Here is a 10,617-nt window from a genome sequence, read left to right as displayed (position 1 = left end):
CGAATTCGAGGTCCTGACTCACGCCGACGTTGAAAATGTCGTTCAGCCCGAGCGGATTGTCGATGCCAAGGCTCAGGTTGCCTTGCAGCTTGCCGGTGGCCCGCGTGCCTGAGTTGTCCACCGACGCAACCACCGTCCACGGCTTCGCGCGCTTTACCGTGACGACAAGGTCGCTTTCGCCAGGTACGTCAGTGGGTTCGATTTTCATGTCCACGTCCTGACTGCTAACGCGCTTCATCTGTTCGAGTCCCTGTTCGAGGTCGCGTAGATTCAGCACGTTGCCGTTTTGCGTCGGGAATGCCGACTTCCATGTGCCGCGCGTGGCAGGATCCGCAAAGCGAACCTTGCCGATGACACCCGGCACCAGTGCAAACTTCAGCGTGCCGGTTGACAGGTCCTGCGCGGGAAGCAATACGCGCGTCGTGATGTAGCCGCGACCGAGAATTGTCTGCTGCAATCCCTTGGTAAGCGTGTCGAGTCCTGCCTTGCCGACGCATTGCCCCCGGTAATGGTCGAGCCATTCGCGGGCGAACGCGAAGCGGTCGAGCGGCAACGCGGATGCGCCCTGTTTGCGTATGGCATCCGGCAGCGTCGCGGGCACATCAAGCACGAATGAGTTGATGCGGAAGCACGGCGTTTCGACCGGCAATTCGGGCCAGCCTGAAACGCGTGCAATGGTCGAAAGTACCGACGGCGCATTGACCGTCGCGTCACGTTCCTGCGCATTGCGTTGCTGCTCGACCTGCTGATTCTGTTCGGCGCTGGCGCGGGCTGCTGCTGCGGTATCCGCAGGCGTCGGAGTCTGCTGCGCATGGGCGAGCGTTATCAGGGCTGTGAGCGGCAATGCCTTCAGCCTCTTGCGGATTTTCATTCGAATTGCTTTTAGTTGATGACTGAACTGCTGCTTGATCGATACGCCATTTCTTCAAAAAGAACCTGCGATTCTCGACTCTTCTTCGCCCTTCGAAAAATTATCAGATAGATCACCTGACTCTCGGGGCTATTCCTTTTTCTTCGCTGACGCCGCACCGAGGAACGCGCAGAATGCCAGCGCCGCTGCGATTCCAACTGGCGCAAGTATTCCCGGCAATGTAGAAATCATTGCAACGATTCTTTTTGCCGAATCAGCAAGGCCAACTTTAGCTATTCCAATGAAAAACAATGAAGCATATATCCCTATCAGAAGAACAATAAAAACCTTCCAGAATCTATACCGCCCAAGCCAACGCGAAATGGCTGGTCCAAGCAGGCCGCCAAAAACGCCACTCCAGAAACCGTCGATCATTGTTAACTCCTCACTACTTGCCTGATCATTCTTGAGAAGATTGAACTGCAGCTTGAGCTGCTTTACCTGCGGCTTGTCCCAAGAAAAATTTGTTGGCCTGAAGCACAAAGCCGGGGACTGTGGTGACATTCTTGATGGAATTTGGCACTCCAGCCCAGCTAAACATCGATGTTGCGAACATGCCATTCACCGCTCCCACACTCGCTGCTGTGGCTAGACCAGCCGTAGAGAATTGCTGGTTGAAACTGTCAAGGAAATTTTGATTGGGAGAGAAAAATGAATGATAAACAATCGGCGCGGTATACGTCGTGCTGGAAATAGCCGCACCCGTCAAGGCTCCCGTCGTAAGAGAATACGCCGCCTGCGCAGCCTTATATGCGGCATAGGCTTCTGGAGCCAGAACACCGGCAGCAACGCTGCCGACAACGACACCCGCAGCGACGCCCGTGTCCCGCACGTTATTCTGGGCAGCATTGTAAAGATCGCCCTGCGCCTGGATCACAGCATTCAGCGTCTCATCACTGCACTGCGCACCCGCACCGCATACCTGTGATACCAGGTCCTTCTTTTTCTGGTGAAGCATCTGGTTGTACAACTCGACGTTCGACGCCGTGGCCGCGCCCGCCGTGCCGCCCACAAGCGCGCCACCTACGCCCGCCGCCACATTCGCAGCGAGGTTGCCGAGCAGTTCGGAGCCCGTATCTGATGCGACACCCTTGGACAGGCTCTCAAGCTGCCCCGCCAGCTTCGAAGACAGGCCCGCACCAGCCGCACCACCGATCGCCCCGAATGCGCTGCCCCCACCGAGGCCGCCGATCAGCGCACCACCCGCCAGATGCAGCAGTGCACGGTTGTCACCGCCTTCGGCCCACGCTGCGGCCGTGGCCGTGTCACCAGCCTTTTCGGCTGCCTCCTGTTTCGCCTCAGCATACGCACCAATCCCCTGCGCGACCACCTGGCCCGCCGCCTGCGCGGCCGCCATCGTGTCCGCCTGCTGCGAGAGCAGGGCGTTCACGTCAGGCGTGTTCGACACCGTACCGTTGGTATCCGTGGTATCGCGGCTCAGGCTCGCCACGTCCTGCGCCTGAGCTGGCTGATTCGTGATGTTGATCGCACCGGCGCCGACCGCACTACGTGTGGTGGCGCTGTCGTCACCGTTCTCGTTCTGCGAGATCATCGGCACAACGCCAGGTGCGCCACTCACCGATCCCGGCCCTGTCGCCTTGCCGGTATTGCCAACACCCACACCCGCGCTGATCCCGTTGCTCGACGCGCTGTAGTGCGACTGGTTCTGGATATCGCTGAATGTCAGCGTGCCCGTCGTCAGGCTGTTCTTCGACGCGTCTGCCGTGCTCGATATCACGCCGCCCGTCAGATCCGTGTTGCCGTTGACGTTGACGTTGAACCCGCCGTCGCCGGCATTGATCCCGGCCTGTTCGTTGACGCCTGCGTAGTTCGAATCGGCATGGCCGTTCTGCGCGCTGAAACTCGCGCTGCCGCCGCCCTGGCTGATCGTGAATCCGCCGCCTGTGCTGCTCTGGTGCGCGGCGCTGTTCGTCACGTCCTGCACACTGACAATGTTGAGGTTGCCGCCCACGTCGGCCGCGATCTGCTTGCCGTTGATCTGCGAGCCGATGATGTTCGTGTCGCCGCCCGATATCACCGTGACGCTGTTCGCGCCGTTCACATGCGACGCGTTCTGGATTGACGCGTCGCTGTTCGCATCGCCATGCGCGTTCGACATCGCCGCCGAGACGCCAAAGCCGCCGCCCAGCGTGTACTGAACGCCAACACTTGCGCTGCTAGAACTGTTCGAGCTACGGGTCGAATCGGTGTCCGTCGTGTTAATAACGTTCACCTGATTCTTGGCCGCCAGAACGACATCATTGGCGTTCACGTTTGAGCCGGCGATCGTCAGATCGCCATTCGTCGCGACGAACGCTGCCGTGCCTCCTGCCTGCACGCCGGAGCCGCGTTGCATCGTTTGATCTTCCGACGACTGGCTTTCGCTCTTGCTTGACCCGATGCTGACCTTGATGCCGATGTCGGGCTTGCCACCATCGGCCAGGGTTTTCGCCCCCATCCCCGCTATCGCTGCATCGCCCGCCGCCGCAATGCTGTGCAAAGCGGCAGCACGTTCGTTGCCCGTGCTGGTCGAATTCTTCGCTGCCTGACTTTCCGAATACGCGTTGTTGATCGCATCGCCGACCGAACCCGCCAGACCAATCGTGAGGCCGCTGCTGCTCGTCTTCTGCGTCTGCGCCTGGTGCGAGGCATCGGTGGCCGCGTCGATGATGACGTTGGCCGCCGTTCCGGCGAGGTTCCCACCTGCGACAAGATCGCTGCCCGTGACGTGCAGGGTGTTGCCCGCCTGGATCGACAGGTCGCCGTTCAGCGAGCCGATTGTGCTCGCGTTGTTCGTGACACTCGATGCCTCGTCGGTCGTCGCGAGTTTGTTGGTGCCGACCGTGACGCTCAACCCGCTTGTTCCCAGACCCGTTCGCGTCTCCTCATAGGTGCTGGACGACTGCATGGTGTCCTGTGACGTGGTGATATTCACGTCATGCGCGGCACTGAGCGCGACATCGTTCGTCCCGACAATCGTGCTGCCCTTGACGTTGATGTCGTTGCCACTGGCGATAGTCACGGCGTCTGCGGAAACCATGCTGCCCTGCGAGAGCGTGGCGGTGGTGTTGCTCGAACTCGCCACTTCCTTGCCGCTTACGATATTGCTGTGGCTGTGCTGCTCCTGTTCGTTGTCGACGTGCGTTTCCGTTGCCGCACCGATGTTGACGTTACCGGCTGCGGCGAGCGTCGCGGTTCCCTGGTCGAGACTGATCGCGCTGCCCCTGACATTGATATCCTTGCCTGATACAACGGTCAGCGAATTGCCCGCATTGAGCGTCGTAGCCGTGAGCGTATCGTCCGAGCGGTGCGACGACTCCGAGTAACTAACGTGGCTATCGCTACCGGAACTGTTGCTGTCAACTGTTGAAGTTGATTTTGCCGCCTGCAAGTTCACATTGCCATTCGCAGCAAGCGTGCCGCCGCCCGCGAGATTGATGTTCGCGCCCGTCGCCGTCAGATCGCCACCGACGCCAATCTGCGAAACGCCGCCAACGTTAATCGAACTACCCGTCGTCTGGTTGATGTTGGTATTCGACACCCCGTTCGCGCGCTCGACGATCTTGTGTTCGCCGGTCTGTACCGAGCCAATATCGTAGTTCCCGCCCACGGCCATACCGAGGTTGCCGCCCACGCTCAGGTTGCCCGCGTTCTGCTCGACGTTGCCGCCCGTGACGATCACAGCATCGCCCGCCACGTTCAGGTTCGCAACAGGGCCGAGCGTCGTCGTGGTGCGCGTCGCGCCCGTCGCGCTAACCTGATCAACGGTCTTGACCGCCGTGTTCAGCAACAGGTCGCCGCCCGCGTTCAGCGCGAGGCTGCCCGCGTTCACGGTGGCCGAGGTCAGGTCAACATTGCCGGTGGTCGCCAGCGACATCAGGCCGCCGCTTTGCAGCTTGCCGAACGCGTTGTCGATCTGCTGGCCCTGAATCGACAGTGTGTTGCTCGCCTGTACCGTGCCGCTATTGCTGAAGGTCTGCGTGTTCTGAAGGTCGATGTCGGTCGCCGCAATCAACGGCCCGTTCATGTCCTGCTGGCTGGCCTTCGCGAGATAGACGACGGGCACGAGTACCTGTTGCCCGTTGACGGTCTCGGTCTGCATGATGATCACGTTGCTCGTGAGCGCTGCCACCTGTTCAGCCGACAGGCTCATGCCGAGCGGCAGATCAAGCGACTTCGACAGCGACGCGCCCGCGTCGAGCATCGCCTGATACATCGACTGAAGGTCGGTGTACGGACCGAGTACCGCCTTGCCGGTGAGCGACGTAATCTGGTTCCGAACCAGTTGCTGTTCGTAGAATCCATCGCCCAGGCGCTTCTCCGTCGTCTGCGGATTCAGGCCAAGCTGTTGCAGGTAGTAGTCGCTCGATATGAACGTCTTCTGGTTCGTGAACGCCGGGTTGGTCTCGATCAGGTAGGTTGCGCCCGGTGCGGTCGCGGGGCTGAACAGTCCGCCCTGGGGAATCGAGAGGTTTTGCAGCACGTTCTGCGCAGTCGCATTGGCAATGACCGGATTGACCATACTGCCGCCGCCATTGACCGAAGCAGCCCCGGCCTTCGTGCCATTCGCGTTGCCGCTCACGCCGCCGACAGTGACGCCGCCCAGCGACTGACCGGGGGCAAGACCGAGCGACGGAATGCCCGCGTTGCCCGCGGTGTTATCGATGTTCACGCCCGTGCCGGAAAGCGTTCCGCCGGCGACGAAGCTCGACTCGTAGCTCGGGAGCGCGTAAGAGCGGATATCAGCCGGTGCCGCCTGGGTATAGCCGCCCGGCCGTGAGCCAACAAACGGCGCATCGCCAAACGGTAGCGTCCAGTTGTGTTCGGTGTTGTCGTAGTTGTTGTAGTGGTAGTAGCCTGAGTACGTGACCTGCACTTCGGGCGCGCTCTGCCCCTGCCAGCTATTCTGGTCGAGCGTGGTAGGCGCGGCGATATTGCCCACTGCCGCGACCGCGCTCCAGTAGTTCTGGAACAGGCCGACCTTCGACGCGTCCAGATTGCCGCCCGCCATGATTTGCGCCTGCGGACTGATGCCCGCAATCAGGTTCGCGAGTGCTTCGCCCGTATAGGTCGTGTACTGGTAGCCGCTATTCCACTGACCGCCGTGCGGCGGGATCGTGTACACACCGCCAATCATGGTCAGGAATGCCGGGTTATCCGGCTGGGAGATGCCCCAGCCTATGTCCTGACCGGAGCAGGCGGCCATGTCGACCGCCGTGCAGCCCGACAGGCTGATGCCGAGCTGCGCGAGCAGGGCCGGATCGACCGACTGATTCAGGCCCGTCGTGGTCATCGTCGTGCGCGTGTTCGTCACCTGAGCGGCGTGCAGTTCCATGTCGCCGGCCGACTCGATCAGCGCCGACTGGTTGCGGATCAGGCTAGCGTTCGTGTAACTGCCGTCCGCATTCTTTCCGCCCGCCAGTACCACCTTGCCAAGACCGTAAATCGCCGTCGTCGCCTGGGTGTCGGTCGTCGTCGTGTCGTCGCGGTTCTCGATGTCGTTCGACAGCAGTTCGAGCGTTCCGTTACTGTCCGTCGCACCGATCAGTGCGGTCGGCCCGACGTTCGTAATCGATTGCGTGGCGTTCAGCGAGACGCTGCCGCCGACCATCGTCCCTGTGTTCTCCAGCGTGTTCGAATGCGTCGCGAGAGTGCCGCCTGCCATCATGACGCCGCTATTCTGGACGTCGGCGGCATTGATGTTCAGGTTGTTCGTCGCCTCAACCAGCGCGCCATTGCTGAACGTGCCCGGCAGGGTAAAGGACAGGTCATGACCGGCGTTGAACTGCACATCTGGCGTGGGCGCAAAATCGCCCTGAACGCTCACTGCAACGTCATTGGCCGCGCTGTAGGCACCGCCGCCCGTCAGCGTCGCGGCATTCACGGCAAGGTCATGCGTCGCGCCAATCTGGCCGTTCGCATTCGTCAGCGCGCCGGTCGTCGTGATTGCGACATCGCCATTCGAACCGGCAAGGTTGCCGATCTGGCCGCCGCTGTTGTCCACGATGTCCGCCTGAACCGCGAGGCTCGCGCCGCTCAGTTGACCGCCCTGCGTATTGGAGAGCGATGACGTGTCGACGGCCACGTTACCGTTGCCCGTCATCACGCCGCCACTGTTGACGGTCTGACTGCCGCCTTGCACGGTCATGTCGCCCGTGCCGAGATTGCTGACGAGACCGTTCGCGTTATTGACCGACGCGGCCTGAATGGCGAGCGTGCTCGCGTCACCCGTCGCGCCCGTGCCGGACTGGATCTGTCCGTTCGTGTTCGTCAGCGTGCCGCCGCTGGCGAGAGACAGCGACGAGAGAGAACGAACCGAGCCTTGCGTGTTGTTCAGGTCGCCCGCGATGTTCGCAGCGATATTGCCTTGTGCCGCGAGCACGCCATACAGATTGTTCAGGCTTGCCGCCTGCACTGCGATCTGCCCCGCCGCAATGATCTGGCCGCCGATGTTCGAAAAAACGCCTGCGCCATAACCGGGTGCGATTGTCAGCGTGCCCGTACCGGCATTGAGAATAGTGCCGTAGTCGTTGACGAGCGCACCGGGCGCGAGCGTGAAGTTTGCGCTGTTCGTTTGCAGCGTGCCGCCGTTTGAATTGTCGAACGTGCCGCTGATGCTGAAGCCCATCGACGACGTGCCGTACTGCGTGATCGTGCCGCCGCGATTCAGCAGGTCCGTCGCTTTCAGTGCGAGCTGGTTTGCCTCAATATCGCCGCCGCCATTGTCGAGCGTCGTGCCCGTCGTCAGCGTGAGGTCGGGCGCGACAATCGAGCCTCCGTCATTGGTCAGCGAGCCCGTGCTGATGGTTTCCTTCGTACCCGCACCGATCTGGCCGCCGTTATTGTTGAGCGTGCCGCTCGTGATGTTCGTTTCCGTGTTCGACAGCAGCTTGCCGTTCGTGTTGTCCAGTTCCCCGCCGACTGTTGCCGTCAGGCCGTTCTGTGCGATCACCGAACCCGATGCGTTATCGAGCGCGCCGCCCTGAATCGAGCCCTCGCCGTTCGTGGCAATCCTGCCGCCGACGTTGGATACTTCGCCAGCACCATTACCCGAATTGATCGACAGCTTGCCGGTCCCGGCATGCGTAATCGTGCCGCCATCGTTGTCGAGCGCGGCTGGTGCAAGAGTCAGGTCCGTGCTGTTGGTCTGGAGTGTGCCGCCTGCCGAGTTGTCAAGCGTGCCGGTCACGTCGAGCGTCGTCGCGCCAGTTCCGGTCTGCGTGACCGTGCCGTCGTGGTTCACAAGGTTAGCGGCGTGCAACGTGAACTGGTCGGCGCTGGTCGTCCCGCCGCTGTTGTCGAACGTCGCGGCGAGAAGTGTGAGCGCGCGGGCCGCGCCAAACTGGCCGGTGTTCGTCAGCGTCGTGCCGGCCGAAAGCGTCATGTTCGCATTGGTCGCGAACGTGCCGCTGTTGAACAGAGCCTGCACGGCCGACGCAATCAGGCTCTGGACCGCAGTGATAGACCCTGCATTGGCGATCTGTCCTGACTGGATGCTGACGTTCCCGTTGCCGCCGATAGCGCCGCCCGCGCCGTTGTTGAGCAGGCCGGTCGTCGTGATGGAAACGCCGTCTGCGTTTAGCGACGCGACGGTTCCGCGCGAGTTATCGAGCGAACCACTCGACGAAGAAAGCGCGCCTGCGGCCTGCATCGCGCCGCCCTGGTTATTGATTGCGCCCGTAACGGACTCGGTCAGCGTGCCACCCGAAACGATCTGGCCATTGTGGTTCGAGAGTGCGCCCGCAGTGATGGTTTGCGCACCACCCGACGACATTGCGCCGTTGTCGTTCGTGAGCGTACCGGCCGCACGCGCGTCAAGCGCTCCGCCCGCCGTCGCGGTTGCGCCCGACAGGTTCAGGTCACCGCTGTTCGCAGCGAGTGAAAGCGCGCCGTTCGCCGACGTGCGACTGCCAGCGAGATTCACGCCGCTGCCTGAGAGCGACGCACTACCACCTGCGACATTCTGGCCATTGGCGTTCAACTGGCCGGATGCCGTTACGTCCAGGTCGCCGGTCTGCGCGAGCAAGCCGTCGCCGTTCACGCCCGCCGCGAGCGTGCCAGTCGAAGTCACCGAGCCAGCGCTCAGGGAAGTATTCTGCTGCGCGGCAACCATGCCGCTGTTCGTGACCGTACCGCTGGCAGAGAGCGTCGCGCTTTGCTGCGCGTAAGTCGTGCCACTGTTCTGGATATCGCCGCCGGTTGCGGCAAGATTGCCGCTTGCGCTCGTCTTGCCGGTGAGAGCTAACAGATCGTTCGATTGCAGCGTCAGGTCGCCCGCCTGCGCGGCGATCACGCCCTGGTTCGAAACACCTACGCCATACTCGTTGCTCGCCAGAAAAATCCGCCCGCTGTACATCCCTCCCAGCTGGCTCACATCAATCGAGACGGCTGGTGCGGGTCCGTCGCCTGCGATCGGCGTGAACGCAAGTGAGTCGTGACCGATCTGGTTTGCGCCCGTGATAACATTCAGGCTCTTTCCGGCGTACACCTCCGCATTGACCTGCACCGCGCGGGCCAGGAGGTCAACCTGGTCCACAGTCGAACCGTCGAGTCCCGCGCCTTGCACGGTGATGTTGCCGCCCCTTACACTAAAACCGGTGAGCGAACCATCGGGTGCGAAGTTCGGCGTACCGGTCGTCAGAATGGCACGCGAGGTATTCAGAAAGCCGCCGCCATTCACCGAAATGCCGGAGCCGTTAGCGATCACCACCTCTGCGCGTTGCCCTGCAACTTCGAGATGGCCGTTGATCTGACTCGCCGCGCTGCTGTTGACCTGATTCAGGATGATGCGCGCGGCCTGGTTCGCCCCGAAGTTCGGGTTGCCATTGATCTGCCCGGCCTGCTGCGTGCCGGTGATAACGGGCGAATTATTGAGAATTGCGCCGTTTTTCTGTACGTCGAACTGTCCGTATGTATTTACGGATACACCAGCCGAAGACGGACGGTTAATGTCAACCTGTGGCAGACCATTCTGTGTCTGGATCACGGACGGCGCATGGGTACCACCCGGCACAATCTGCGCATGGGCGAGCATCGGGGCAAACAACGCGCCGCCCAGCCCCACCAGCACGGCAAATGCCACAGGGTGCAGCGCGAACCGGAAAACAAGCCGCCCGCTCGATTGAGCGATATGTGCCGCGCCTGCTACTTCTTCCTGATCGGTCTTGCGTGCGCCGCTCGCCGTTTTCTCAACCGCGACCAGCATACCTCTACATTGGCTGAAAACCAGCCTGAACATGTTCTTATTCATTCTGTGTAGCGTATTTTTATTAACTCCCCGAAAATACTTCAAGGCGCCGTTCTGGTGAGTTAAAAATTGTCAACTCGGTGCGAAGCAACAACGGAAATTGAAAACAGGACGCATCTGATAGACACGCAACGCCAATACAGGCGAATGAATTATGTAGAACGAAGAAGCGTGTGCTTCTCGCCGTGCAATTGAAAAAGGCGGCATCAAGCCGCCTTCATTGGGTTGCTGACAGAGCCAGTTGGTGCTTCGTCGTGGTCGTGCCAGGAGTCGCAAGTCTGTCCTGAACGCTTTGCGCCGCATCGGCCAGCAGGTCCGCCGCATCGCGGGGAGGTATCCGTCAGCGCATCCCGTCTTGAACGCACGTACGCGCGGTGCGAAGGTGTAGCCATCGTAACGACGGAGCAAATGCGATGGAGAACACCACGGGAGAGACTGTATTGACGGGCACGCGGCGGCC

At 61.3% G+C, this 10,617-nt stretch carries 3 protein-coding genes; 1 reads left to right on the top strand and 2 read right to left on the bottom strand.

Annotation, left to right across the window (positions count from 1 at the left end; genetic code table 11):
- The coding region (locus tag F6X40_RS40130) for a ShlB/FhaC/HecB family hemolysin secretion/activation protein (protein ID WP_187631702.1) at positions 1-871 on the bottom strand (871 nt) is incomplete at its 3' end.
- Positions 872-905: 34 nt separating this feature from the next.
- Between F6X40_RS40130 and F6X40_RS40125 the strand changes: the two genes are divergently transcribed.
- Positions 906-1,310 carry a hypothetical protein gene (locus F6X40_RS40125; RefSeq protein WP_187631701.1) on the top strand — a complete coding sequence of 135 codons (405 nt, stop codon included), beginning with the start codon at positions 906-908 and terminating at the stop codon, positions 1,308-1,310.
- Here the strand turns inward: F6X40_RS40125 and F6X40_RS40120 are convergent, their stop codons facing one another.
- A complete protein-coding gene (locus tag F6X40_RS40120) occupies positions 1,311-10,160 on the bottom strand; it encodes a hemagglutinin repeat-containing protein (protein ID WP_187631700.1) in 8,850 nt (2,949 codons plus the stop codon).
- Positions 10,161-10,617: the final 457 nt, after the last annotated feature.

This window comes from Paraburkholderia sp. UCT31 (assembly GCF_014397655.1).
Lineage (GTDB): Bacteria > Pseudomonadota > Gammaproteobacteria > Burkholderiales > Burkholderiaceae > Paraburkholderia > Paraburkholderia tuberum.
Note: the sequence above shows the minus strand (reverse complement) of the source record. Positions and strands in the feature narration are given on the sequence as shown.

Coding starts and splice junctions, on each gene's coding strand:
- F6X40_RS40120 (WP_187631700.1), bottom strand. CDS start 10,160: ATGAATAAGAACATGTTCAGGCTGGTTTTCAGCCAATGTAGAGGTATG.